Origin of the sequence: Rhodococcus sp. NPDC056506 (assembly GCF_042794945.1) — a bacterium.
GTDB lineage: Bacteria > Actinomycetota > Actinomycetes > Mycobacteriales > Mycobacteriaceae > Rhodococcus_F.
Genome location: NZ_JBHTSW010000017.1, coordinates 13631 through 38052, shown reverse-complemented (window position 1 = coordinate 38052; position 24422 = coordinate 13631). Strand labels below are relative to the sequence as shown.

24 protein-coding genes are annotated in these 24422 nt (G+C 62.7%); 14 read left to right on the top strand and 10 right to left on the bottom strand.

Annotated elements, in window-relative coordinates; genetic code table 11:
- Window positions 1-122: 122 nt before the first annotated feature.
- From lspA to dnaE, 5 genes are all read left to right on the top strand, one after another.
- Window positions 123-725 (top strand): signal peptidase II, encoded by a 603-nt coding sequence (gene lspA / locus ACFQ6H_RS15785; RefSeq protein ID WP_378647185.1) that lies wholly within the window; start codon window positions 123-125, stop codon window positions 723-725.
- Window positions 722-1648, top strand: a complete 927-nt coding sequence (locus ACFQ6H_RS15780) for an RluA family pseudouridine synthase (protein ID WP_007733161.1) — start codon at window positions 722-724, stop codon at window positions 1646-1648. Before lspA ends, ACFQ6H_RS15780 begins: the two co-directional genes overlap by 4 nt.
- Window positions 1645-2316, top strand: coding sequence for a hypothetical protein (locus tag ACFQ6H_RS15775; RefSeq protein WP_378647127.1), 672 nt, complete (start codon window positions 1645-1647; stop codon window positions 2314-2316). Before ACFQ6H_RS15780 ends, ACFQ6H_RS15775 begins: the two co-directional genes overlap by 4 nt.
- Complete coding sequence (gene rarD / locus ACFQ6H_RS15770) at window positions 2313-3251, top strand: EamA family transporter RarD (RefSeq protein ID WP_378538802.1); 939 nt, start codon at window positions 2313-2315, stop codon at window positions 3249-3251. The genes ACFQ6H_RS15775 and rarD overlap by 4 nt, the downstream gene beginning before the upstream one ends.
- Before the next feature lie 99 nt (window positions 3252-3350).
- Window positions 3351-6887 carry a DNA polymerase III subunit alpha gene (dnaE, locus tag ACFQ6H_RS15765; protein ID WP_378449653.1) on the top strand — a complete coding sequence of 1179 codons (3537 nt, stop codon included), beginning with the start codon at window positions 3351-3353 and terminating at the stop codon, window positions 6885-6887.
- A gap of 95 nt (window positions 6888-6982) precedes the next feature.
- Here dnaE and ACFQ6H_RS15760 read toward each other — a convergent pair whose 3' ends face one another.
- Window positions 6983-7216, bottom strand: a complete 234-nt coding sequence (locus ACFQ6H_RS15760) for a hypothetical protein (protein ID WP_378449652.1) — start codon at window positions 7214-7216, stop codon at window positions 6983-6985.
- A 222-nt stretch (window positions 7217-7438) separates the two neighbouring features.
- Between ACFQ6H_RS15760 and ACFQ6H_RS15755 the strand changes: the two genes are divergently transcribed.
- The 3 genes from ACFQ6H_RS15755 to ilvA all read left to right on the top strand — a co-directional run bounded on the left by ACFQ6H_RS15755 (window position 7439) and on the right by ilvA (window position 11194).
- Window positions 7439-7873, top strand: a complete 435-nt coding sequence (locus tag ACFQ6H_RS15755; RefSeq protein WP_378636908.1) for a nitroreductase family deazaflavin-dependent oxidoreductase — start codon at window positions 7439-7441, stop codon at window positions 7871-7873.
- 111 nt (window positions 7874-7984) lie between these two features.
- A complete protein-coding gene (locus ACFQ6H_RS15750; RefSeq protein ID WP_378647125.1) occupies window positions 7985-9760 on the top strand; it encodes a pyruvate dehydrogenase in 1776 nt (591 codons plus the stop codon).
- Window positions 9761-9838: 78 nt separating this feature from the next.
- Complete coding sequence (gene ilvA, locus ACFQ6H_RS15745; protein ID WP_378647124.1) at window positions 9839-11194, top strand: threonine ammonia-lyase IlvA; 1356 nt, start codon at window positions 9839-9841, stop codon at window positions 11192-11194.
- A 13-nt stretch (window positions 11195-11207) separates the two neighbouring features.
- On the opposite strand, the gene ACFQ6H_RS15740 is transcribed toward ilvA, so the two are convergent.
- The gene (locus ACFQ6H_RS15740; RefSeq protein ID WP_003941685.1) at window positions 11208-11729 is read right to left on the bottom strand and encodes a TetR/AcrR family transcriptional regulator; all 522 of its coding nucleotides are present in this window, start codon (window positions 11727-11729) and stop codon (window positions 11208-11210) included.
- A gap of 129 nt (window positions 11730-11858) precedes the next feature.
- Here ACFQ6H_RS15740 and ACFQ6H_RS15735 point away from each other — a divergent pair, with 129 nt between their 5' ends.
- Entirely contained in the window at window positions 11859-13403 is a 1545-nt protein-coding gene (locus tag ACFQ6H_RS15735) for an MFS transporter (protein WP_378636905.1), read from the top strand.
- A 21-nt stretch (window positions 13404-13424) separates the two neighbouring features.
- Here the strand turns inward: ACFQ6H_RS15735 and treZ are convergent, their stop codons facing one another.
- The 4 genes from treZ to ACFQ6H_RS15715 form a co-directional block, all read right to left on the bottom strand.
- The gene (treZ, locus tag ACFQ6H_RS15730) at window positions 13425-15146 is read right to left on the bottom strand and encodes a malto-oligosyltrehalose trehalohydrolase (RefSeq protein WP_378647122.1); all 1722 of its coding nucleotides are present in this window, start codon (window positions 15144-15146) and stop codon (window positions 13425-13427) included.
- A gap of 171 nt (window positions 15147-15317) precedes the next feature.
- Complete coding sequence (locus tag ACFQ6H_RS15725; protein ID WP_378538795.1) at window positions 15318-15449, bottom strand: hypothetical protein; 132 nt, start codon at window positions 15447-15449, stop codon at window positions 15318-15320.
- Window positions 15446-16036 (bottom strand): TetR family transcriptional regulator, encoded by a 591-nt coding sequence (locus ACFQ6H_RS15720; protein ID WP_378538794.1) that lies wholly within the window; start codon window positions 16034-16036, stop codon window positions 15446-15448. Before ACFQ6H_RS15720 ends, ACFQ6H_RS15725 begins: the two co-directional genes overlap by 4 nt.
- A 59-nt stretch (window positions 16037-16095) precedes the next feature.
- Window positions 16096-18087, bottom strand: a complete 1992-nt coding sequence (locus ACFQ6H_RS15715) for an MFS transporter (protein ID WP_378647120.1) — start codon at window positions 18085-18087, stop codon at window positions 16096-16098.
- A 202-nt stretch (window positions 18088-18289) separates the two neighbouring features.
- Here ACFQ6H_RS15715 and ACFQ6H_RS15710 point away from each other — a divergent pair, with 202 nt between their 5' ends.
- Genes ACFQ6H_RS15710 through ACFQ6H_RS15700 form a run of 3 tightly spaced genes read left to right on the top strand, consistent with a single transcriptional unit; the run spans window position 18290 to window position 19579 of the window.
- Window positions 18290-18484: a DUF1918 domain-containing protein gene (locus ACFQ6H_RS15710; protein WP_230813481.1), complete on the top strand. Its 195-nt coding sequence runs from the start codon at window positions 18290-18292 to the stop codon at window positions 18482-18484.
- A gap of 57 nt (window positions 18485-18541) precedes the next feature.
- A complete protein-coding gene (locus tag ACFQ6H_RS15705; protein ID WP_378647118.1) occupies window positions 18542-19165 on the top strand; it encodes a TetR/AcrR family transcriptional regulator in 624 nt (207 codons plus the stop codon).
- A 57-nt stretch (window positions 19166-19222) separates the two neighbouring features.
- Window positions 19223-19579, top strand: coding sequence for a PLD nuclease N-terminal domain-containing protein (locus ACFQ6H_RS15700; RefSeq protein WP_019748838.1), 357 nt, complete (start codon window positions 19223-19225; stop codon window positions 19577-19579).
- 1 nt (window position 19580) lies between these two features.
- On the opposite strand, the gene ACFQ6H_RS15695 is transcribed toward ACFQ6H_RS15700, so the two are convergent.
- Complete coding sequence (locus ACFQ6H_RS15695; RefSeq protein WP_378647116.1) at window positions 19581-20471, bottom strand: LysR family transcriptional regulator; 891 nt, start codon at window positions 20469-20471, stop codon at window positions 19581-19583.
- Window positions 20472-20554: 83 nt separating this feature from the next.
- Here ACFQ6H_RS15695 and ACFQ6H_RS15690 point away from each other — a divergent pair, with 83 nt between their 5' ends.
- Complete coding sequence (locus tag ACFQ6H_RS15690) at window positions 20555-21460, top strand: DMT family transporter (protein ID WP_378647114.1); 906 nt, start codon at window positions 20555-20557, stop codon at window positions 21458-21460.
- A gap of 19 nt (window positions 21461-21479) precedes the next feature.
- Here ACFQ6H_RS15690 and ACFQ6H_RS15685 read toward each other — a convergent pair whose 3' ends face one another.
- Window positions 21480-22073 (bottom strand): TetR/AcrR family transcriptional regulator, encoded by a 594-nt coding sequence (locus ACFQ6H_RS15685; protein WP_378547207.1) that lies wholly within the window; start codon window positions 22071-22073, stop codon window positions 21480-21482.
- A 55-nt stretch (window positions 22074-22128) separates the two neighbouring features.
- Between ACFQ6H_RS15685 and ACFQ6H_RS15680 the strand changes: the two genes are divergently transcribed.
- Window positions 22129-22548 carry a PaaI family thioesterase gene (locus ACFQ6H_RS15680; RefSeq protein WP_378647112.1) on the top strand — a complete coding sequence of 140 codons (420 nt, stop codon included), beginning with the start codon at window positions 22129-22131 and terminating at the stop codon, window positions 22546-22548.
- 18 nt (window positions 22549-22566) lie between these two features.
- On the opposite strand, the gene ACFQ6H_RS15675 is transcribed toward ACFQ6H_RS15680, so the two are convergent.
- Window positions 22567-23496: an NADP-dependent oxidoreductase gene (locus ACFQ6H_RS15675; RefSeq protein WP_378647110.1), complete on the bottom strand. Its 930-nt coding sequence runs from the start codon at window positions 23494-23496 to the stop codon at window positions 22567-22569.
- A 66-nt stretch (window positions 23497-23562) separates the two neighbouring features.
- Window positions 23563-24375 carry a mycofactocin-coupled SDR family oxidoreductase gene (locus ACFQ6H_RS15670; RefSeq protein ID WP_378647108.1) on the bottom strand — a complete coding sequence of 271 codons (813 nt, stop codon included), beginning with the start codon at window positions 24373-24375 and terminating at the stop codon, window positions 23563-23565.
- Between the last annotated feature and the right edge of the window lie 47 nt (window positions 24376-24422).

Genomic DNA, 24422 nt, shown 5'->3' with positions numbered 1-24422 from the left:
CGTGACCCGGTGCGGTGAACATGAGGGATGATGGTTGCGTGAGTACAGACCACCCAGACCGAGATGTCAACGCGGAGGATCAGCCGATTACCGAAATCTCGAAGGCCGACGAGCCCGAAACCGTGAAACCGGAAGCCGCGAAATCGGAAGACGGTGACCTGGCGGTTGCGCCGGTCGCAAAGCCCCGCCGGCTGACTACGCTCATTGCCATCGCCGCTGTCATTCTGCTCTCGGACATTCTCACGAAGGTGTGGGCTGTCGCCGCGGTCAAGCCGGGGCAGCCGATCGAAATCATCGGTGACGTGGTCACATTCACGATGGTGCGCAATCCGGGGGCAGCGTTCTCGATGGCGACGTCGATGACGTGGATCCTCACCCTCGTCGCAATCGGTGTGGTCATCGGTGTGATCAAGATCGGTCGCACGCTCCGGTCACCGTGGTGGGCGCTCGGTCTCGGGCTGGTTCTCGGCGGCGCGCTGGGTAACCTCGTCGACCGATTCTTCCGCTCTCCCGGAATCATGCGCGGACATGTGGTGGACTTCGTCTCCGTCGGCTGGTGGCCGGTGTTCAACATCGCGGATTCCGCGATCGTCTGTGGCGCGATCCTGCTCGTCGTCCTGACACTGTTCGGCTTCGAACCCAACGGTGAACGTCTGCGTGATCACAAGACGGACGACAAGAAGCTCACCGATTCGAAGGCAGCAGCCGAGGGAGAAACCAAGTGAGGGAATCCCGTTCGATGCCAGTGCCCGACGGCCTCGACGCCATGCGCGTCGACGCGGGCTTGGCGCGCCTCCTCGGACTCTCGCGCACCGTGGTCGCGACACTCGCGGAGGAAGGCTCGGTACTCGTCGACGGTGTGGCTGTCGGCAAGTCCGATCGTCTGACCGCTGGGTCATGGCTCGAGGTCGTCTTGCCCGAACCACCGCGGCCGTTGACCATCGAGGCGACGCCGGTCGAGGGGATGGAGATCCTCTATGCCGACGACGACGTCGTGGCAGTCGACAAGCCTGTCGGAGTTGCTGCGCACGCCAGCGTCGGTTGGACAGGACCGACCGTCATCGGTGGACTTGCCGCGGCCGGTTTCCGCATCTCGACGTCCGGTGCCCACGAGCGCCAGGGAATCGTCCACCGTCTGGACGTCGGTACGTCGGGCGTCATGGTGGTTGCCACGTCCGAGCGCGCGTACACGCTGCTCAAGCGGGCATTCAAGCAGCGGACAATCGACAAGCGCTACCACGCTCTCGTGCAGGGACACCCCGACCCGAGCAGCGGAACCATCGACGCCCCGATCGGACGCCACCACGGTAACGACTGGCGGTTCACGGTCACGGCCGACGGCAAGCCCAGCGTCACGCACTACGACACCATCGAGGCGTTCCAGGCCGCGAGTCTGCTGGACGTGCACCTCGAGACCGGTCGTACACACCAGATTCGCGTGCACTTCTCGGCATTGCGCCATCCGTGCTGCGGCGACCTGACGTACGGCGCGGACCCTCGACTTGCCGAAAGGCTCGGCCTCGAGCGCCAGTGGCTGCACGCCGTGTCTCTAGGGTTCGCACATCCGGCGGACGGTCGCTGGGTCGAGATCAAGAGCAAGTACCCGAAGGATCTCGAACACGCACTCGAAGTTCTCCGGTCCTCATGACACCGCGCGGGCTTGTTCCCGCGTTGGCCGTCGTCGCAGTGGCGGCGGTGGTCGGTGTGGGGTTTGCGAATCCCGTGCCGGCCCCGCCGATCAGGACGGACACTCTTGGTCCGGACAGTGGGGAAGCTGTGCCGGACTACCTCGATCGAGCGCGAGATTCTGTTGCGTCGGTCGACGGGCCGGTGTGGGCCTTGGTCTCGTTCACGAAGGCACTCACCGTCGACGAGGTCATCACGACGACCAGCAGCTCTCAGGTTTCGAGTGTTCGCGTGTCCGATGTTCGGGTGGCGAGGGTCATGTTTCGAGTACCGATCGAGCGCGTCCAGACGCCGCTCATGTCCGTACCCGTTCCCGACAACGACGAGGCAGTACGCAGATCGCCCGGTGTTGCAGCTACGCGGTTGGTCGCGCTCGGCGGCGACACCGATCGACAGCAACAGGTGGCGCTCGCGTCGGCGAAACAATTGTCCGCCGGATGCGCGTGCGCGGTGGGTGTGCTGGTGCGAGCTACTCCCGAAGGACTCGAAGCGATCGGACGTGAGTCGAATGTCCGTGCAGTGGAGGCGTTGCCGTCCGACGCCTCGCCGTGGTTCGCGGCTGTTCGCCCCTTGCTGCCGGAGTACGTGGACGTCGTTGCTCCCGGCCCCGACGACGGCCCGGTCCCGTGAGCGAGGACAAACGCGGTAGATCCGGTTCGTCCTCGGGGATCTTCTACGGAGTAGCGGCTTTCCTGTTGTGGGGAACGTTCCCGGCTTTCTTCGGGCTTCTCGACTTCGCAGATCCGGTCGAGATCCTGGCGCACCGGGTGGTGTGGACCCTTCTGCTGATGCTGATCGTGTTGGCCTGCGCCGGCCGCCTCGGATCACTTCGCGGAATCAGCGCACGCACCTGGCTCCTGGTGACTGCGGCCTCAGCGGCAATCGCGGTGAATTGGGGAACGTACATCTATGCCGTGGTGTCCGGCCGCGTCGTGGAGGCGGCCCTCGGGTACTTCATCAACCCGCTGGTCACCGTTCTGCTCGGCGTCGTGATCTTCCGCGAAAGATTGCGCCGCGCTCAGATTGCCGCGCTCGTCCTCGCCGCCACGGCAGTAGTCGTGATCACGGTCGACTTCGGCAAACCACCGATCGTCGCATTGGTGCTCGCCGGTTCGTTTGCCACCTACGGGTTGGTCAAGAAGGTCGTTCCGCTCGATCCTCGAACCAGTTTGACCGCCGAGGGAGTTGTAGCCGCACCCTTCGCGGTCGGGTACCTCGTGTTTCTCGGCCTGACCGGGGCCGGCGCCTTCATCAGCAGCGGCGCCGGACACAGCCTGTTGCTGCTCGCGGCCGGCCCGGTCACCGCGCTGCCACTGCTCCTTTTCGGCGTCGCCGCTCAGCGAGTTCCGTTGGCGACGATGGGCATGCTGCAGTACCTCACCCCGGCGCTGCAGATGGCGTGGGGCGTGGCCGTCATGCACGAGGACATGCCGGCGTCACGGTGGATCGGATTCGTTCTGATCTGGGCCGCGCTGGTGATCTTCACGACAGACACCTTCGTCGCAAGTCGGCGTTCTCGGCGTTCGATGAGGTCGAGCGTCGAACCTGAGGTTCCGGTCACGTGATCCGAGGCGGCACGCTGCGACTCCACGATGGCGGTCGCCGAACGTGTCGGCAGCGCGGCATACACTCGATCTCGCTCCCAGACCTTCAGAGAGGCGCACGTGGCTGACTCGTTCGTACATCTTCACAATCACACCGAGTACTCGATGCTCGACGGTGCGGCCAAGGTCGGCGCCATGTTCGAGGAGGCCGCTCGTCTCGAAATGACCGCTGTCGGCATGACCGACCACGGAAACATGTACGGCGCCAGCCAGTTCTACAACGAAGCCAAGAGCGCCGGCATCAAGCCGATCATCGGCATCGAGGCCTACATCGCGCCGGAATCCCGCTTCAACACCAAGCGAGTTCTGTGGGGAGACCGCAGCCAGAAGTCCGACGACGTCTCCGGTAGCGGCGCGTACACCCACATGACGATGGTGGCCGAGAACGCGACCGGGCTCCGGAACCTCTTCAAGCTGTCCTCGCTCGCGTCCATCGAAGGCCAGCTCGGCAAGTGGCCCCGCATGGACGAGGAGCTCATCGCATCGCACGCCGAGGGCATCATCGCCACCACCGGTTGCCCGTCGGGTGAGATCCAGACGCGTCTTCGTCTCGGTCACGATCGCGAAGCTCTCGAAGCTGCCGCGAAGTGGCAGGAGATCTGGGGACCGGACAACTTCTTCCTCGAACTGATGGACCACGGTCTCTCGATCGAGCGCCGTGTGCGCGAGGGCCTGCTCGACATCGGCAAGCAACTCGGTATCCCGCCGCTTGCCACCAACGACTGCCACTACGTCACCAAGGACGCCGCCGAGAACCACGAGGCGCTGCTCTGCATCCAGACCGGCAAGACGCTCTCGGATCCGACGCGCTTCAAGTTCGACGGCGACGGCTACTACCTCAAGTCCGCTGCCGAGATGCGCGCCATCTGGGACAACGAAGTACCAGGGGCATGCGACAACACCGTTGCCATCGGCGAGCGCGTGCAGTCGTACGAGGACGTCTGGGCGTTCCACGACCGCATGCCGATCTTCCCGGTCCCGGAGGGCCACACGCAGCAGACCTTCCTGCGCGCCGAGGTGATGCGCGGGCTGGACCGCCGCTTCCCGAGCGGACCTCCGCAGGAGTACCTCGCCCGCGCCGACTACGAGATCGGCGTCATCAATGAAATGGGCTTCCCGGCCTACTTCCTCGTGGTCGGCGACCTGATCAACCACGCCAAGGACGTCGGGATCCGCGTCGGACCCGGTCGTGGATCGGCTGCCGGTTCGTTGGTGGCCTACGCGATGGGTATCACCAACATCGACCCCATCCCGTACGGGTTGCTGTTCGAGCGATTCCTCAATCCCGAGCGCGTGTCCATGCCCGATATCGATATCGACTTCGATGATCGCCGTCGCGGCGAGATGGTTCGCTACGCGACGGACAAGTGGGGCAACGACAAGGTCGCCCAGGTCATCACCTTCGGCACCATCAAGACCAAGGCAGCCATCAAGGACTCGGCTCGCGTCCAGTTCGGCAAGCCGGGCTTTGCCATCGCCGATCAGATCACCAAGGCACTGCCGCCGCCCATCATGGCCAAGGACATCTCGGTTTCCGGTATCACCGATCCGAAGCACGAGCGGTACAAGGAGGCCGTCGAGGTTCGGGCGCTCATCGACTCCAGCCCGGACGTCGCGAAGATCTACAAGACAGCGGTGGGTCTGGAAGGGCTGATCCGTAACGCCGGTGTGCACGCCTGCGCGGTCATCATGTCGTCCGAACCGCTCACCGACGCTATCCCGGTGTGGAAGCGCGCCCAGGACGGCGCCATCATCACCGGTTGGGACTACCCCTCGTGTGAAGCCATCGGTCTGCTCAAGATGGACTTCCTCGGCCTGCGAAACCTCACGGTCATCGGTGACACCCTCGAGAACATCAAAGCCAACCGCGGCATCGACCTCGACCTCGACACGTTGCCGATGGACGATGCGGCAACCTACGAACTGCTCGCCCGCGGTGACACTCTCGGTGTGTTCCAGCTCGACGGCGGCGGTATGCGCGAGTTGCTGAAACTGATGCAGCCCACCGGATTCGGCGACATCGTGGCCGCATTGGCGCTGTATCGACCGGGACCGATGGGTGTGGACGCCCACATCTCGTACGCCAAGCGCAAGAACGCCCTGGAAGACGTCAAGCCGATTCACCCCGAGTTGGAGGAGCCGCTCGCGGAGATTCTCTCGGAGACGTACGGCCTGATCATCTACCAGGAGCAGATCATGCAACTGGCGCAGAAGGTGGCCGGGTACACCCTGGGTCAGGCCGACTTGCTGCGTCGCGCCATGGGTAAGAAGAAGCTGTCCGAACTGGAAAAGGCCTACGCCGGATTCCGTCAGGGAATGTTGGACAACAACTTCAGCGAAGCCGCCATCAAGGCGCTGTGGGACACCGTCCTTCCCTTCGCCGGCTACGCGTTCAACAAGTCGCACTCCGCCGGATACGGTCTCGTGTCGTACTGGACTGCGTACCTCAAGGCGAACTACCCGGCCGAGTACATGGCCGGTCTGCTCACCTCTGTCGGCGACGACAAGGACAAGTCCGCGATCTACCTCGCCGACTGCCGCAAGTTGGGCATCACCGTGCTTCCGCCGGACGTCAACGAATCGCGAGTCGACTTCGCGACCGTCGGCGACGACATTCGTTTCGGTATGGGGTCGGTGCGCAACGTCGGCGCCAACGTCGTGGCCTCGATTATCAAGGCGCGTACCGAGAAGTCGAAGTTCACCGATTTCTCCGACTACCTCGGCAAGATCGACGCGATGGCCTGTAACAAGAAGGTCACCGAATCTCTCATCAAGGCCGGTGCTTTCGACTCGTTGGGTCATCCGCGCAAGGGTCTGATGTTGGTTCATGCCGACGCCATCGATTCCGTGATGAGCACCAAGAAGGCGGAGGCGATCGGCCAGTTCGACCTCTTCGGCGGGGCTGAGGCCGACGAGTCGATCACGTCGGTGTTCGACGTCAAGATTCCCGAGGAAGAGTGGGACTCCAAGCATCGCCTGGCACTCGAACGAGAGATGTTGGGGCTGTACGTCTCCGGCCATCCGCTCAACGGCGTCGAGCACATTCTTCGGCAGCAGTCCGACACGTCCATCGCCGCGATACTCGAAGGCGGCGTTCAGGACGGCGCCCAGGTCACTCTCGGCGGCATCATCGCCTCGGTGGATCGCCGGGTCAACAAGAACGGTCTGACCTGGTGCATCGTGCAACTCGAAGATCTCGTGGGTGGGATCGAGGTGCTGTTCTTCCCACAGGCGTACGCCGTGTACGGAATGGACATCGCCGAGGATGCCATCGTGTTGGTCAAGGCGCGCGTCTCGATCCGTGACGATCGGATGTCGTTGATCGGCAACGATCTTGCGGTGCCTGATATTTCGGCGATCGGGGTCGCGCGTCCGCTGTCGGTCTCGTTGCCGCTACGACAATGCACCAAGGACAAGCTCAGTGCTCTCAAGCAGGTGCTGACCAGGCATCCGGGAACGTCCGACGTCCATGTCCGGCTGATCGGAGGCACCGAAATCAGCTTGTGGAAGGTCGACGACGTCCTTCGGGTCGAACCGTCCTCGGCGCTGATGGGTGACCTGAAGGCATTGCTCGGACCGAGCTGTCTGACGGTCTGACCGCCGACCGAGCGGACCTGAATCGAACGAAGGGGCCTTGCTGCTGATGCAGCAAGGCCCCTTCGTGGTCCGCCAGAGATCGGGGAGTGCGGTGATCAGGTGGTGCGTGAGTAGTGAACACGTCGCGTCCACCAGGTGATCACCGTTGCTGTTGCGGCAGTCAGTACGGCCACCTGCATCGACTGCGTGACGGCACCTGCGACGACGAACAGCACGAAACCGACTACGAGAGCTTCGATCTTGTACAGCGGCCACCGAGTACCGGCCAGATCGACGCAATGGTCGGGTGAGGGGCGTGATTCGCGAGTGGAGATATCTGCGGTGGTCATCTCGTCCCTTTCCCGGTGCAGTCTTTTTCACGAAGTGGCGCGGCTAGCTGATACGGCTGTTCGAAGCTGTGGTTTCAGAGTAGCCAGAGATGAGAGTTCGGGCAAGCGAACTTTATTGATCGGCAGCTCACTTAATCGATCAACCAGGGGAGTGCGCCGACGACGGACCTGGTCGGCGTGGTTCGGTGGCCAAGGCAGTCGAGTGGGTGTTCACTGGTACACATGCCAATCACAGGTGAGTACGAACCCAGTCCAGCGTCGTGGGCCGCCGATCAGGTCGCACGCATCGAGAACTCCGGCGGCACCGAGGGAAACGACATGAACGGCATGCCCGTCGTCGTTCTCACGACCATCGGGGCAAAGTCCGGCAAGGTCAGGAAGACGCCGCTGATGCGCGTCGAGCACGACGGTTCATATGCCGTAGTGGCTTCGCTTGGTGGCGCCCCGAAGAATCCGGTCTGGTACTACAACGTCATAGCGAATCCGCACGTCACGCTGCGTGACGCGACGCAGGTCTTCGACCTCGTAGCTCGTGAAGTCACCGGGGACGAGAAGGCGGTCTGGTGGGAGCGCGCTGTCGCTGCGTACCCCGACTATGCCGATTATCAGACGAAGACCGATCGTGAGATCCCGGTGTTCGTGCTCGAACCCAAGTAACGCAGTCCTCACGAAACGGCAGTCCACAAGAAGCACTGCATAAACCACAAGTAAATCGTCACTCGCGGGGGTCGGCGATCCCGACGCCCGTGAGTGTGTCATGGAGGTCTGATGAGTCCGAAAACCGTTGCAGATCAATTGGTTCAGCAGCTCGTTGACGCGGGTGTCAGTCGGATCTACGGAATTGTCGGAGACAGTCTCAATCCCATCGTCGATGCGGTTCGTCGCACCGGTGGTTCCGAAAAGGGCGGAATCGACTGGATACACGTCCGTCATGAGGAAGCAGCCGCATTTGCCGCCGCAGCAGATGCCCAGATCACCGGAAAGCTCGCGGTGTGTGCAGGATCCTGCGGTCCCGGAAACCTTCACCTGATCAACGGCCTGTACGACGCTCATCGCTCGGGCGCCCCGGTCCTCGCGATCGCCTCACACATCCCCAGTGCGCAGATCGGTATGGGCTACTTCCAGGAGACGCATCCCGAGCGGATCTTCATCGAATGTTCGAGTTACACCGAACTCGTCAGTACGCCAGTGCAATCACCCCGCGTGGTGCAGTCCGCCATTCAGCATTCGGTCGCTCGAAACGGCGTCTCGGTGATCGTGCTTCCCGGCGACATTGCCGACTGCCCAGCCGAAGGCGCCCCGCCGACACTCGTCGAAACGCGAAGGCCGACAGTCGTTCCGGATGCCGGTGATGTGGAGGCGTTGGCAGATGTGATCAACGGCTCGCGCAAAGTCGCGATCTTCGCCGGCGCCGGTGTTCGAGACGCACGCGCGGAAGTATTGGCGCTGGCCGAAACCGTCGGCGCTCCCATCGGGCATTCACTGCGTGGCAAGGAATGGATCCAGTACGACAACCCGTACGACGTCGGGATGACCGGATTACTGGGTTACGGTGCGGCGCACGACGGTATCCACGGCGCCGATCTCCTGCTCCTGATCGGTACGGACTTTCCCTACGATCAGTTCTTGCCCGACGACGTTCGCACTGCTCAGATCGACATCGCGGCGGAGCGGTTGGGGCGTCGAACCAGCCTGGACCTGGCCGTACACGGTGACGTCGCGAGTACTTTGAGTGCACTCATTCCGCAGCTCGATCGAAAGGCCGACCGCGGATTCCTCGAGGACACGCTCGCCAAGCACAACACTTTGATGACCAAAGTGGTTGGTGCATACACGGATCCGGTCAAGCAGCGTACGCCGATTCACCCCGAGTATGCGGCCTCGATCCTCGACGATCTGGCTGCGGACGACGCAATCTTCACTGCCGACACCGGCATGTGCAATGTGTGGACGGCGCGCTACCTCAATCCGAACGGATCGAGACGTTTCATCTCGTCGGCACTGCACGGATCCATGTCCAATGCACTCCCGCATGCGATGGGTGCGGCATGGTCCAGCCCGGGGCGACAGGTCATCTCGGTGTCGGGCGACGGTGGATTGTCGATGCTGCTCGGTGAGTTGGTCACCGTCGCCATGTACAAGTTGCCGGTCAAGATCGTGGTGTTCAACAACTCGACGCTCGGAATGGTCAAGCTCGAGATGCTGGTCGACGGCCTTCCGGATTTCGGGGTCGACGTGCCCGCGGTCGACTACGCGGCGGTCGCCGCTGCGCTCGGAATCTTCTCGCGGCGCATCGAGAATCCTGCCGACATCGAATCCGGTCTGCGCGCGGCGCTCGATCACGACGGACCGGCCCTCGTGGATCTGGTGACCGATCCGCTGGCATTGTCGTTGCCGCCCACCATCACCGGCGGTCAGATGAAGGGCTTCGCCTTGGCGATGTCGAAGATGGTGATGAACGGCGGCGTCGGCGAGGCAGTACAGATGGCCAAGTCGAATCTGCGGAACGTGCCACGTCCCTCGCAGTTGGATCCGCGCGGCTGACCTACCCCCGCCCTGCCTCGCAGACCATGCGGGGCGGGGTGGTGGGAAGGTTGATCCCCGACGTGCGAAAATGGCGGAGTGTCTAACTCGCCCGATGTCGTAGTAACGAAGTCCACCGTCCCCGCGCTCGACGCGCTGGAGATCGACGCGGCCATCGAGCGAATTCAGCACGTCATTGCGGCGACACCCTTGCAGTACAGCGACCGTCTGTCGGCGCTGACCGGCGCACACGTGTACCTCAAGCGTGAGGACCTCCAAGGCGTTCGTTCGTACAAGATTCGCGGCGCGTACAACCTGATCGCGCAGCTCAACGAGGCCGAGCGCGCGGCAGGCGTCGTGACCGCCAGTGCCGGTAACCATGCTCAGGGCGTTGCCTTCGCGTGCCGAACCATGCAGATCAAGGGTCGGATCTATGTGCCGGCCAACACGCCCAAGCAGAAGCGTGATCGCATCCGCGCTCACGGCGGAGCGTTTGTCGAACTGTTCATGATCGGTGAGACCTATGACGCCGCCGCCGCTGCGGCCGCAGAGGACGTAGCCGAAACCGGTGCAACCATGGTTCCTCCGTTCGACGACGTACGCACCGCTGCGGGGCAAGGAACCATCGCAGCCGAGATCCTCACGCAACTCGACGCACCTCTCGATACGATTGTCGTGCCGGTCGGTGGGGGCGGTTGCATCGCGGGCATAGCCACCTACCTGCATGAGCGGTCGCCGAAGACGTCGATCGTCGGGATCGAGCCGTCCGGGGCCGCGTCCATGACGGCCGCGCTTGTTGCCGGCGGCCCGGTGACCCTTCCCGACGTCGATCCGTTCGTCGATGGTGCCGCCGTCAAGCGCATCGGTGACGTTCCCTACGAGGTCGTCTCACGTCTGGGTGCTGCCGTCGTGTCACACGCGTCGTTGCCGCTGGTCGCTCGTCAACTTCAGACGCGGTCCGGTTCGGGATCGTTTGTCGTCAATCAGATCGACGAAGGCGCTATCTGCACGGCGATGCTCGAGCTGTACCAGAGCGAGGGCATCATTGCCGAACCTGCGGGCGCGCTTTCCGTTGCGGCACTGCAGAATCTGACGTTCGAGCCGGGCTCGACCGTCGTGTGCCTGATCTCCGGTGGCAACAACGACGTCTCCCGTTACGGCGAAATCCTCGAGCGTTCGCTCGTCCACCTCGGGCTCAAGCACTACTTCCTGGTCGACTTTCCGCAGGAACCGGGAGCGTTGCGCCGGTTTCTCTCGGACGTGCTGGGGCCGGACGACGACATCGCGCTCTTCGAGTACGTCAAGCGAAACAATCGCGAAACGGGTGCCGCGTTGGTGGGTATCGAACTCGGTTCCGCCGACGGTTTGGCGTCGTTGCTCGAGCGGATGGAGCACGCGCCGATGCAGTCCGAGAGGCTCGAACCGGGAAGCCCGGCGTACCGCTATCTGACGTAAGGACCGCCCTCGGTCAGGGCCGCAGTCGCTCGACCACCTGTCGATGCAGTTCGGGATCCGGCTGGGGGAGTCCGAGCATGGCTGCCAGATACAGGCCGTCACCGACGAGTCGGATGATCTCGGCCTGCACCGGGTCGGCGATCTCGGTCTGAAGGCCCTTGTCCCAGCTTCGCATCACATGGGTGACGGCCTTCTGGATTTCGTCGTGTTGTCCGTCGACTGTTCGGAGCGCGGCAATGATCGAGCGAAAGAGCGAGAGTTCTTCGCTTTCGTTCGCATCGGGGATCTGCAGGTAGAACTCGGTGACCGTGGTACCGCCGGCTACGGCGTCGTCGAGTTGCTGATCCGAGCGTTCCCCGAGTCTGCGGACCATCGCCGCGAGGAGGGCTTCCTTGCTGGGGAAGTGATAGAGAAGGCCGCCCTTGGAAACCCCGGCTTCGGCGGCAACGCCTTCGAGCGTGACTTGGGCGACGCCGCTGACCAGCAGCAGCTTCTCCAGTGCGTCGAGAATTCGATCGCGAGTGTCGGCAGCCATGTGATGTGACCCTACCCGGAAATAACTTTACCGCTCGGACGGTTCACTGTTACCGTAGACCTACTGTACCGGCTGGACGGTGCAGTGAATTTTTTTCGGAGAGAACTCAGAGAAAGTCGCAGGGGAGCAATGTCAGTGTCGGCAGATCACACGTCTGCAATCAATCCCGACGAGGTTCGGGCGACAAAGCGTGACTGGGCGGGCTTGATAGTCCTTGCCTTTGCTGTGTTGCTCATCGCAGTCGACGGCACGGTGCTCGATCTTGCGCTTCCGTTCATCAGCGCCGACCTCGAACCGAGCAGCACGCAGTTGCTGTGGATCATCGACGTCTATTCGTTCGTGCTCGCCGGTCTGCTCATCACCATGGGTACGCTCGGCGACCGGATCGGTAGGCGGAAACTGCTCTTGATCGGCGCAGTCGGCTTCGGTCTCGCCTCGATCATCGCCGCTCTCGCTGTCAGTCCCGAGATGCTCATTGCCGCCCGCGTGCTGCAGGGTATTTCCGGTGCAACGCTGATGCCTGCCACCCTCGGTCTGATCCGCACGATCTTCGTCAACCCGCGTCAGCGCACCGAGGCGATCGGTGTCTGGGGCGCGATGGCAGGTGGTGGCACCGCGGCAGGCCCGTTGGTCGGTGGTTGGTTGCTCGAGCACTTCTGGTGGGGTTCGGTCTTCTTGATCAACATTCCGGTCATGATCGCGCTGGTTGTACTCGGCCCGATCCTGATCCCGGAGTCGAAGGACCCCAACCCGGGTCGATTCGACCTCGTCAGCGCTGGTCTGTCGATGGCGACCATGTTGCCGCTGGTGTACGCGGTCAAGGAATCCGTGGTGCACGGCGTCAGCATCACGTTGCTGGTGATCGGTCTTGTCGGTCTCGCGGCCGGCTACGTGTTCGTGCGTCGTCAGCGGATGCTGAAGGATCCGATGTTGGATCTGAAACTGTTTGCCAACGCGTCGTTCTCCACCGCCGTCATCACCAACCTGCTCTCGATCTTCGCGCTGGCAGGTGTCCTGTTCTTCGGCTCGCAGTACCTGCAGTTGGTGCTCGGTAACTCGGCGCTCGACGCCGGCCTGCTGATGCTCCCGGGTATGTTGCTCAGCGCCTTCACCGCGGTTGCGGCGGCCTGGTTGATTCGCCGGTGGTCGGTGTCTCACGTGCTCAGCGCAGGCCTTGCGGTTGCCGGTATCGGCGCTGCGATGCTGCTCGCCCTCGGGGTGGACAGCGGGCCGTTGATGTTCGTGATCGGCTTCGGTCTGGCCGGTGCTGGTGTCGGTGTTGCGTTGACGTTGACCTCGGATCTTGTGGTCAGTTCGGTGGAACCCGAGCGTGCCGGCGCTGCGTCCGCGGTGTCGGAGACTGCGTACGAACTCGGCATCGCGCTCGGTGTGGCAATCCTGGGCAGTGTGGTGATGGCGATCTTCCGTAAGGGAATCGACACGTCCATGCTCGAAGCAGATCAGGCGCACGCTGCGCAGGGCACCCTCGGCGGTGCGCTGCAGGAAGCAACGTACCTACCGGGTGAACTCGGTTCGGTACTTGCCGATTCCGCGAAGTCGGCGTTCGTCGACGGTATGCACGTTGCTGCCGGTGCGACTGCTCTGGTTCTGTTCGTCAGTGCCGCATTGGTTTTGCGGATGCTGCGGAGTACACCAGAGAACGCGAAGCGTTAGTACCAGAATCTCGAGGGTTAGTCAGCTTTCGAGTACGACGAACGAGTGCCCAGGCACGACGGTTGCGGACGCGGTCTCGTCCTGTGTCGGCGGATCCCACCAGAGGATGGGGGTTCCGCCGGCCGGGACCGAGGCCGCGTCCGTTCCCAGATTGCACACGATCTGTAAAGCGCCGCGGCGTAGGGTGATCCACTGTTTGTCCTCGTCGTAGTCGACGTGCAGGTGCCCAAGCCAAGGGTCGGTGATCTCGATTCGCTTCTTACGCAGAGCCAGTAGATCGCGATAGCACGCCAGGACGCGCGCCTGCATCTCGTCGGTTCGCTCGCTCCAGTCCAGCTTCGACCGCAGAAATGTCTGGGGGTCTTGTGGATCCGGAATGTCGTCGCTGTTCCAACCGTGGGCTGCGAACTCCGCCTTGCGGCCTTTGGCGGTGGCCTCCCCGAGTTCCGGTTCCGGATGCGAGGTGAAGAACTGGAATGGGGTAGTGGCGCCCCATTCTTCGCCCATGAACAGCATCGGCGTGTACGGCGAGAGCAGGACCAGCGCCGCCTTGATCGCCAACTGTCCTGGCGTCAGATAGGCGCTGGGGCGGTCACCGATCGCGCGGTTGCCGATCTGATCGTGGGTGCACGTGTATGCGAGCAGGGCGCTGGCCGGCTGATGCGTGATGTCGATCGGACGTCCGTGGACCCGCCCTCGAAATGACGAGTACGTTCCGGCGTGGAAGAATCCGCGCCGCAATGTATTTGCCAGGGATTCCAAGGATCCGAAGTCGGCGTAGTAACCCTGGCGTTCGCCCGACACGGCCGTGTGAATGGTGTGGTGGATGTCGTCGTCCCACTGCGCGTCCAAGCCGAACCCGCCCGCCGCGCGCGGCGTGACGAGAGTGGCGTCGTTGAGGTCGCTTTCGGCAATCAACGTGAGCGGTCGACCCAGATGGGCCGACAGTGTTTCCGTTCGGACCGCTAGTTCCTCGAGGATGTGCGTTCCGGTGTGGTCGACCAATGCATGGACGGCATCGAGACGTAGGCCGTCGATGTGGAAGTCGCGCATCCATCGCAAGGCATTGCCGATGATGTACTCGCGAACCTCGCCCGACGCAGGACCACCGATGTTGATCGTTCGGCCCCACGTGTTCGCGCCGTCGGCGATGTAGGGACCGAACCGTTTGAGATAGTTGCCCGACGGGCCCAGATGGTTGTAGACCACGTCCAAGATCACGCCGAGCCCGCGTTCGTGGGCCGCATTCACCAAGCGTTGTAATCCGTCCGGACCACCGTAGGTCTCGTGGACCGTGTACCAGAGCACACCGTCGTAGCCCCAGTTGTGAGTTCCGTTGAAGCCGTTGACCGGCATGATCTCCACGAACCCGACGCCGAGGTCAACCAGGTGATCGAGACGTTCGATCGCGGCGTCGAAAGTTCCTTCGGTGGTGAACGTTCCGATGTGCAGTTCGTAGACGGACGATCCTGGGAGTTGCCGTCCGGTCCACTGAGAGTCGGTCCAGGACGCCTCGTCAAGTTGGTGCAGTTGGGAGCGAAGGTGCACGCCTTCGGGCTGGCGTGGTGACCGCGGATCCGGAAGGATGTCGCCGTCGACGACAAATCCGTAGCGAGCCTGGTTGTCGCAGTCGACCTCGGCTCGCCACCATCCGTCGTCCGTGCTGTCCATGTCGTGAGTGATGCCGTTGACTTCGACCCGGACCGATTCCGGCGTGGGCGCCCAGACCTCGAAAGTATGCACACGATCAGCATGCCTTGTTCGGTCTGATGTGGCAGCTTGGCAGAGTCGAATCCGTCCTGCTCGTAGCCCGTCGTCGCGAAGAAGGTGGGTGCGCGGCCCTAACTTTTCGTACCTGACGAGTACTCGCCCGTCTCCGGATGACGAGAGGCAGCGCCGTATTTCCGAGCCGGATCATTCGTCGGCGGGCTCGATGTGTTCGGCACCGATGACCGAAAGTCGGTATTCCTGTGCATCCTGCTCGGTTTCGAAATCCTTCTCTTCGAGAAGATTTCGATCAGCGTCGAGGTATCGGTAGGTCGTCATCCCTCCACCGTGCCACTGTTGTCCGATTCGTGCTCGGATACCGGGTAACTTTCGTCGACGACCGTTTGAATGAGTCTCCCGTAGTGCCGGACCAGATCTTTCGACGACAACGAGTCCTCTCCGAGGAGGTCGAGAGTCCGCATACCGGTGGCCAGCCCGAGCATCAGTGAAGCAACCAGTTGGCTGCGCACCAGATCGGGCGATGTGTCACCGATGTGTCGTGCAATCCCGTGTACGTAGCGTTCCTTGATCTCGGCCCGGGCGGCGTCCGGGTCCGGGGCTTCGTGCACGAGTATGGCGAGCATCGCCCATGGATCAGTTTCGTCGGCTTCCCTGCGGCCGACGAGCTTCTCGACCAATCGGTAGCCGACGTCAGCGGAGGAATCGGCGTTCGGGGCCTCGTCCATCGGAGGTGTGGATGGAATTGCTGCCGAATACAACCGAGCTTTGCTGCCGTATATCTTCATGACCAAGGCAGGGGAGTAGCCGGCCGCGGCTGCGACGTCCTTGATCTTCGTCGATGAGTATCCGCGTTCTGCGAACAGTGCTTTCGCTGCTGTGAGGATGGTGTCTTCGGCGGTACTCATGTCGGGATCTTCTCATGGCTGGATGTTCGTACGGTCGGATGTTCGTGCGGTCGGTTTCCTCATGCGGTCGTCAGTGGCTCCGCGTCGACGGGAACGTCGAAGTCGATGACGGTGGACTGTGCGATAACGGCGATCTGACGTGCCAGTGTGCCGTGTCCGCTCTCGGTCAAGGCGGTCAGGATGTATCGACCGGAAGTGGGGAGCGCGATTTCGTAGTGTCCAGTTCCGTCGGTGACTGTGGAAGCGACGAACTCGCCAGTGGGTTTCGTCAGGGTGACGACGGTTCCCGAAGTCGTTCGGCCACCAACGCTTACGCTGCCGGCGATTGTGAGCCTCTCGCCGAGCTCTACGGTGTGCGTCGATTGCGAGTTGTCGAAGCAGATCACCTGTGACCTCGGGGACCAGCCGTCAGCGCTCGTCACCACCAGGTACCGGCCGGGCTGAGGTAGCGCGAGGGAGAAGCTGCCCTCGTTGTCGGCACGACTCCAATCGATCGGTCGCCCTTCCAAGTCCATCACGGTGACAACTGCCTGCCGGATCGGTCGGCTGTCCGCTCGAACGACGCGACCGGCGACCACGATTTCGGTATCGCTCGCCGCAGCGTCCGGAAGTTCGAAACCTTCGGGGGTTACCGGGCGAAGTGCCGTTTCGGGTTTTGCACCGCGACGCGGAATGAATGCGGCCGCAGCGGTCGCCGCCACTGCTGCGAGGGCGGCGAACCAGAATATGTTCTTGAAGGCGTCGATCGACGGAAGTCCTTCACCAGGTCCGGACGAGATGACCATCGAGGTGAGCATGGCGGCCACCACGGCGCTCGAGACCGAGGTGCCGACCGAGCGAAGGAGTGAGTTGAGGCCGTTTGCCGACGCGGTTTCGGTGATCGGGACCGAGCGCATGATCAACATCGGCATCGCGGAGTAGGCGATCGCAGTTCCGATACTGACCACCGCCGCGCTGATCACGATCAATGCGATCGACCCGGTCAGGAACACTCGCGCGATGTACGCGAGCGCGAGCACCGTGCCGCCGACGATCAGAGTGATCTTGGCGCCGAATCGTTTGGTGACGTTCGCGGACACCGGAGCGAAGAAGACCATAGCGAGGCCTGCCGGAATCATGCACAGCCCAGCTGCCATCACTCCCAGCTCGAAGCCGTACCCGGAGATTTTCGGCATCTGCAGCTGTTGAGTGGTCGAGAGGTTGTTCGCGTACATCGAGAAGCCCACGAGAATAGAGGCGACGTTGGTCAGTAGAACCGGCCGCTTGGCCGACGTCCGCAAGTCGACCATCGGTTGGGTAACCCGGAGCTCGTAAGGGAACCACAGCGCGAGCGTCACGATCCCGATGACGAACATCAGCAACGTCGGTTCACTGGTCCATCCCCAGCGGGCGCCCTTGGAAATGGCCAGAAGAAGTGCGGCAAGTGAAACCGAGAGCATGACCGCGCCGACGAAGTCGAACTTGCCACGGGTACGAACACTTGATTCCGGGACTACGACCGCTACGGCGATAGTGAGGACGATGCCCACGATTGCCGAGAGCCAGAAGATGGCCGGCCAGCCGAGATGGTCGTAGATCAACCCGGCGAGCGGGAGTCCGAATGCCGCGCCGACCCCGAGAGTGGCACTCATCAACGCCGTCGCCGACGCCACTTTCTCCTTGGGGAGTTCGTCGCGCATGATGCTGATCCCGACCGGAATCATCGAAATTGCAAAACCTTGAAGCCCGCGCCCGATGAGCAACGCAACGAAGTTGCCGCCGATCGCTGCGACTAGTGATCCGATCACAATTGTCGTCATCGAGACCAACATCATGCGTCGTTTGCCGAACATGTCTGCCAACCGGGTCACGATCGGGGTGGCCACAGCACTGGTCAGCAGGGTGACGGTGACAAGCCACGAAGCGTCGTCGGTGCTGACGCCGAAAATCTTCGGAAATTCAGGCAACAGTGGAATGAACATCGTTTGTTGCAGTGCGACCACGGTGCCGGACAGACAGAGGATTGCGGTGATGAGCCGACTCGAACGGCGAGGGGTTGGAGACGAGTGCAATGCCAACAGTCTTGTCCTTCGCGAGGAGTGGGGTGAACCAGAATTCACCCCAGAGTGAACCACTGTTCACCCTAAAATGTCACGTCGGCAGATTGTGTCATCGGTCACGGCGATGGCGTCGCAGGTGGTTTCCTTACCGGTTTCGCGGGAACAACGGAAGTGGTGTTCTGTGCCTGCGCTGGGCGGGCGGCAAGGAGGAGTGATGCGTGCCGAAGTTGGTGACCGCCTTCATGTTCAAGGGCGAGTTGTCGGTCAGTCCGAGGTGACCGCCGAGGTCCTCGAAGTTCACGGCGATGACGGGGGTCCGCCGTATCTGGTGAGATACGACAACGGGCACGAGGCGCTCGTGTTTCCCGGTAGTGACGGTTGGATCGACCACCCCGGAAAAGGCTCCTGATCTGCGTAGTTCTTTCCATGCATGGCTGTTGCATCGAATGCGGCTAGAGTGTGCGCAATGGAGGGCAAACGCCAATATCACTCCCGTGTGCGCGAGGCCTCGGCGCAGCGAACCCGAGAACTCATTCGTGATGCGGCACAGGCTCTGTTCGTGCGAGACGGGTACGTCAGCGCCACTGTCAAACAGATTGCCGACGCCGCCGGCGTGGCCAATCGGACCGTGTTCACAGCGTTCCCCGGTGGAAAGCTCGAGATCTTCGAAGCGGCGCTAGCCGAGGCTCTCGACGCCGATCCGGTTCCTCTCGGCGCGCCGAGTTCGGCCTCGGACCCTGACGACGTTCGGCGGATCGTCTCCCAGATCGTGGCGCAGGGCATCGGGCTGCTCGAACGCGCCGGTGCGCTCATGATGGTCACAGTGGAATCCTCCGGTGCCGATTCCGATATGCGTCGTCTGTCCGAGGAATCAGCCGAGCAATCGGCAGTCAACGCGATGTCGATAGCGGAGGGCCTGTCGGAGCACGGTTTGCTGAGGCCGGAGATTTCGCTCGACAAGGCTGCCGGAATCCTTGCCGCCTTCGTCTCGCCTCAGCTTCACCAGCAATTGCGTCGTGTCAGCAGTTGGGACGTAGACGCGTATCGAACGTGGCTCGAGTTCAACATTCGTCAGAATCTAATGTACTAATTGGTCTGTTTTAGTTAGCATGGCGAGGGTTTTTTATACTCGGGAGGAATCGCCAGCGTGCCCTATGCCTTGTTCGGCCTCATTACGATGCTGCTCTGGATCTTTTGCATCGTCGACGCCATCACGAGAGACGACGCCTACATCCAGTACCTACCCAAGGTCGTCTGGATTCTGATCATCATCTTCCTTCCCACGCTGGGATCGGTGCTGTGGCTGGTGGTCGGTCGCGGGCAGAACGCACCGCGTGGGTACGTCGGCCCAACCGGTTACGGCGAATACGAGCGTCCGGGACGCGCGGTGGCCCAAGATCCCGCGGCGGATGAAGCCTTCCTGCGTCAGTGCCGCGAGCGGGCGGAGGAGCAGCGGCGAATCGCCAAGCAGCAGCGCCGCGACGGCGACGCCGATCGGATTTGAGTTACCGGTACGTCATGAGCTGGTCCAGTACGAGACGAAGTGGCGGCCATGATGTTCGGCCACGACGGGTCACCGCATAGGCAGTGAGGATGACAGGCGGATCGATGAGTGGTTCGACGCGCACGCCTTTGCGAGTCTTGCGTTCGAGAGGCATCAGTCCGACGCCGTAACCGCTGAGGATCAAGAGTTCGACCAAGTCGAGACTGTCGATCTGGTGAGTGATCCGAGGGGTGAATCCCGCAAGCGATGCGAGAGTTCGGACGGCTCGCTCGTCTGCAGTGTTTCGTGAGTTCACTATCCACGGCGTGTCTGCGAAGGCGCGGAGATCGATCCCGGATCCCCCGGACTCGTCGGGAGTGTTCGCGTTGTCGGGAACGCACAGTCCCCACGGCGTAGACCAGATCGGAATTGCTTCGAGTAGAGGGCTAGGCGACGCGGGGGCGAGGTTGTAGTCGTAGGTCAGTGCGAGGTCGAGGTCGTCGCGTTCGAGGAGTGCAAAGGCCTCAACTGGTTCGTATTCGGAGATCCTCACGTCCACCTGCGGATGGCTGTGTTTCAGGCTTAGCGCGACCGGGAGCATCGCCGTTCGGATGGCAGTCGCGAACCCGCCGACTCGCAAAGTTCCCACCGGTTCGGCGTCAGGATCGAGGTCCAGTCGAGCCGCGTCGAGAGCCGCCAGGATAGTGACGGCATGATCGGCAAGTCGTTGCCCGGCAGGTGTGAGGCGAACGCGTCGGCCTTCCGGCTCGATCAACGCGGTGCCGGTTTCCGCAGTCAGGGCCGCGAGCTGTTGGGACACCGTCGACGTCGTGAGGTTGTGAGCTTCGGCGACGGCGCGCATCGAACCAAGACGCGAGAGTTCGAGGAGGAGATGGAGTCGACGGGTTTCCATCCTTCGATCATTCACTAATCGTGAACATTATGTGGGTCAAAATCGCGTGGACGCGAACGGTCGCTGTCCCGTTCAATTCAGCTATGGAAACGAGAGCGCGAGCCGGCGTCGGCCTGGCTGTTCTGGCGATGTTGTGCGTGCAGCTCGGCCTCGCTGTGTCGGTGGGTCTGATCGATCAGCTCGGCGCGGATGGGGCGGCGTGGGTGCGCCTTGCCTGGGCGGGCATCATTCTTCTGATCATCGTCAGGCCCCGGCCGTCCGCGTTCACCCGCAAGGCGTTTCTGGCCTGCGTGGTCCTCGGTGTGGTCACCGCGGGGATGACGCTCCTGTTCATGGCGGCCGTGGAGCGCCTTCCGCTGGGAACGGCAAGCGCGTTGGAGTTCTTGGGTCCGCTGACAGTTGCATTGCTGCGGGGGCGTGGCCGCGTTCTGTGGCCGGTTCTGGCCGGCGCCGGAGTAGTGCTTCTGACCGAGCCGTGGGCGGGAACGGTCGACCTGGTCGGCGTGGCTTGTGCACTCGGCGCCGCACTCTGCTGGGCGATGTACATTCTGCTCACCCAGCGTGTCGGCGACGAGGTTGCCGGTATCAACGGGCTGGCGGTGTCGATGGCGGTTGCCGGACTGGCAGCGACAATTGCCGTGGGGCACTCGGCTATTGGGCGACTGACCCCGCACCTGATTCTCGTGGGACTCGGGCTCGCGATTTTGCTGCCCGTCGTCCCCTTCGTCTTGGAGATGGTCTCGTTGCGCCGGCTCTCCACGGCGGCGTTCGGCACGCTGATGAGTCTCGAGCCTGCGTTTGCTCAGCTCATCGGTTTGGTTGTGCTGCACCAGGTCCCCAGCATTCTGGCGGTGGCCGGTATCGCTTGCGTCGTCGTCGCCGGTGTCGGCGCGGCCCGAGGTGGCGGTCGAGGTGGTCCTCGGGGTGTCCAGAAGCCGGCTGACCCACCCTCCGATTCCGAGCGAACGTACCTTTCGGCGCCTTCATGAGACCGAGAGTGCCGTTCGCTCAGCGGGAGTTCGCCGTCGCGATCGCGCCATCGAACAGGTCGGCGACTTCGCCGAGGGAATCGAGAATCGGCTGACCTGATTGTTCGACGCGAGCCCGAACCAGCGAACCCTCGAGCGCCGACACCGCCAGGACGGCAAGGCGCTCCGCCCGGGTGCGCGTGACACCGGACCCGAGCAGCGAGTCGCTGAGTAGCGATGACCACTGTCGGTAGACCGCCTGCCCGGCGGTGGTGACGCTCTCCGAATCGGGGGCGAGTTCCAGCAGCACCGTCGTGATCGGTGAGCCTTCGTGGAATTCGGATTCGCTCACCCATCCGACCAGCAACCGCGCGTACTCGCGTAGAAGCGATCCGGCGTCCGGTTGGCTCTCGGCGAGTTCTGTCAGAGTATCGGTTACCAACTTCCCGCCGACACGAACGACCTCCGCGCCGATCTGCTCTTTGCCACCGGGAAAGTAGTGGTAGAGCGAACCTTTCGGGGCCCCACTCGACTTGAGGATCTCGTTGAGTCCCGTTGCCGCATACCCCTGCCGGCGAAAAAGATCGGCCGCTGCTCGGACCAGCGCTTCGCGGTGTTTCGGGGGAGTCGCCACGGGTTGGAGCTTAAACACCCCGGGGATCCACCACAATCTATGTAGACTGGTCTACATGGCAAATTCTGAAATGCTCGAACAGTTACGCGCGGTCAACGCCTCGGCGGCCTTCAACCGGTGGGCCGGATTCGAAGTCACGGAGGCCGAACCGGGTCGCGTCTGTCTGCGTCTCGAATGGCGTGAGGATCTGGGCCAGTACTCGGGACACCTGCACGCTGCGCTCGTGGCGGGACTCGTCGACACCGCGTGCGGATTTGCTGCTTTCACCCAGGTAGGTGTCGTGGCGGCGTCGAACTGCGCGGTCAATTTCGTGAGTCCGGGCGTCGGAACCGCATTTGTCGCTACGGCGCGCTCGGTCAAGGCCGGACGAAAGCAGGTGTTCGTCACTGCCGAGGTACATGCCGAACGCGAAGGCGAATCGGTGCTTGTCGCGTTCGGCACCACCCTGTTGGTTCCACTCGCCCTTAAGGCCTAGGCAAGACAGAGCTGAAGGTCACGGAACGAGGATGAACTTGCCGGCGGGGTGCGAACTCTGCAACTCGGTGTGAGCGAGTGCCACGTCCGCGAGCGGGAAGGTCTTGGCGATCTTCACGATGAGGTGTCCGGAACCGGCTTGTTCGACCAGTTCGGATCGTGCCTTCAACCGGGCTTCGGCGCTCGCCGGATTACCGCCGCCGACGGAAGCGAAGCCGTCGGTCTGAGCTCGCCCGAACGCGACGATGGTGACGATGCGACTCCTGTCGGTGACCAAAGCCAGAGATGCATCGACGGCTTCGTCCGTTCCGGCGGTGTCGAACGCCGCATCGACGCCCTTCGGTGCGAGTTCACGAACACGCGCTTCGAGTCCCTCGCCGTAGAGCACCGGCGTCGCGCCGAGTGAACGCACGTAATCCTGATTGGAGGCTCCCGCGGTGCCGATCACGGTGGCTCCACGAGCCACTGCAAGCTGGACGGCAATCGCGCCCACACCGCCGGACGCGCCGTGGATGAGGACAGTGTCCCCGGAGCCGACTCGAATGGTGTCGAGGGCGTCGACTGCAGTTCCGCCGACAAGAAGGAGGCCGGCCGCCTGTTCCCAGCTGATGCCGGCGGGCTTCGCGGTGACCGAGGAGGCCGGCACGACTACCTGTTCGGAGTAAAGACCGTTGCCAGGGCTGACGATCACCTCGTCGCCTACGGCTACGTCGGTGACGCCGTCACCGACGGCCGAGACGACACCCGCAGCCTCGCCGCCGAGGCGGATCGGAAGTTTCTCGGGGTCGGTGCCGAAAGCGCCGCTGTAGAGCTTGAAGTCGAAGGGGTTCACGCCGATCGCTTTGACATCGACCAGGACTTCTCCTGATCCAGGCGACGGTAGATCCACGTCAACGAGCTTCAGGACCTCGGGCGTTCCGTATGTCTGCGCTACAACAGTTTTGGTCATGTGTCGCGCAACCGTCCTCGGGGAAGCGATATTCCCCGAGGACGGGAAAAACTCGAGAAGATTCGATCAGCGGATCAGCGTTCCCAGATCCAGTGGCATCGCGATCCCTGTGATGTGGTGGGCTTCGTCGGAACCGAGGAACGCAACGGCGGCTGCAATGTCCTCGGGCTGGCTGACGGGATCGGGCAAGGTTTGCATGAAGATCGGGCCGAGCGTGTGAGCGTGTGCGTCGATGAGTGGCCTCATGTCGGTCATCTGCATGCCGGTTTCCACGCCGTGCGGGTGAATGGTGTTGACCCGAATGTTGTACTGCCCCAATTCCGAGGCCATCGTCTTCGCCAGGCCGGTGATGCCGTGTTTGCTCGCGACGTAGTGGCCGAGGAAGGGGAGCCCGCGCAGGCCTGCCACGGAACTGGTGAAGATGATCGAGCCGCCGGTTCCCTGTTCGATCAGGTGCGGGATTGCTGCCTTTGCGGTGTGGAAGACGCCGGTCAGGTTGACGTCGAGCGTTTCGTGCCACTGCTCGGGCGTGATTTCCCACGACATGTTGGCAGAGCAGATTCCGGCGTTCGCGACGACGACGTCGAGTCGCCCCAATTCGTTGATGCCGGCTTCGAGCGCCGCCGACAGCGCAGCGAAGTCGCGGACGTCTGTTTTGGTGGCGACAATTCGACGGTCCAGTGCCTTGACCAGTTCGACCGTTTCGGCAAGGTCGTCTTCGGTGGCGCCGGCATACGAGGTGGATTCGAACTGAACACACGCATCGACGGCGATTATGTCTGCGCCCTCTTCTGCCAGGCGGACCGCTTCAGCGCGCCCCTGACCGCGGGCTGCCCCGGTGATGAAGGCGACTTTCCCGGTGAATCGACTGGCAGTCATGCTCAAACCTCCGAATAGTGGTGACAATCTGCTCTTCGGAAGTTAGC

Coding starts and splice junctions, on each gene's coding strand:
- ACFQ6H_RS15705 (WP_378647118.1), top strand. CDS start 18,542: ATGGAGGGCAAACGCCAATATCACTCCCGTGTGCGCGAGGCCTCGGCG.
- ACFQ6H_RS15695 (WP_378647116.1), bottom strand. CDS start 20,471: ATGGAAACCCGTCGACTCCATCTCCTCCTCGAACTCTCGCGTCTTGGT.
- ACFQ6H_RS15680 (WP_378647112.1), top strand. CDS start 22,129: ATGGCAAATTCTGAAATGCTCGAACAGTTACGCGCGGTCAACGCCTCG.
- ACFQ6H_RS15775 (WP_378647127.1), top strand. CDS start 1,645: ATGACACCGCGCGGGCTTGTTCCCGCGTTGGCCGTCGTCGCAGTGGCG.
- ACFQ6H_RS15725 (WP_378538795.1), bottom strand. CDS start 15,449: ATGACGACCTACCGATACCTCGACGCTGATCGAAATCTTCTCGAAGAG.
- ACFQ6H_RS15740 (WP_003941685.1), bottom strand. CDS start 11,729: ATGGCTGCCGACACTCGCGATCGAATTCTCGACGCACTGGAGAAGCTG.
- ACFQ6H_RS15675 (WP_378647110.1), bottom strand. CDS start 23,496: ATGACCAAAACTGTTGTAGCGCAGACATACGGAACGCCCGAGGTCCTG.
- ACFQ6H_RS15760 (WP_378449652.1), bottom strand. CDS start 7,216: ATGACCACCGCAGATATCTCCACTCGCGAATCACGCCCCTCACCCGAC.
- ACFQ6H_RS15670 (WP_378647108.1), bottom strand. CDS start 24,375: ATGACTGCCAGTCGATTCACCGGGAAAGTCGCCTTCATCACCGGGGCA.
- ACFQ6H_RS15750 (WP_378647125.1), top strand. CDS start 7,985: ATGAGTCCGAAAACCGTTGCAGATCAATTGGTTCAGCAGCTCGTTGAC.
- ACFQ6H_RS15710 (WP_230813481.1), top strand. CDS start 18,290: ATGCGTGCCGAAGTTGGTGACCGCCTTCATGTTCAAGGGCGAGTTGTC.
- ACFQ6H_RS15735 (WP_378636905.1), top strand. CDS start 11,859: ATGTCAGTGTCGGCAGATCACACGTCTGCAATCAATCCCGACGAGGTT.
- ACFQ6H_RS15720 (WP_378538794.1), bottom strand. CDS start 16,036: ATGAGTACCGCCGAAGACACCATCCTCACAGCAGCGAAAGCACTGTTC.
- ACFQ6H_RS15690 (WP_378647114.1), top strand. CDS start 20,555: ATGGAAACGAGAGCGCGAGCCGGCGTCGGCCTGGCTGTTCTGGCGATG.
- ACFQ6H_RS15755 (WP_378636908.1), top strand. CDS start 7,439: ATGCCAATCACAGGTGAGTACGAACCCAGTCCAGCGTCGTGGGCCGCC.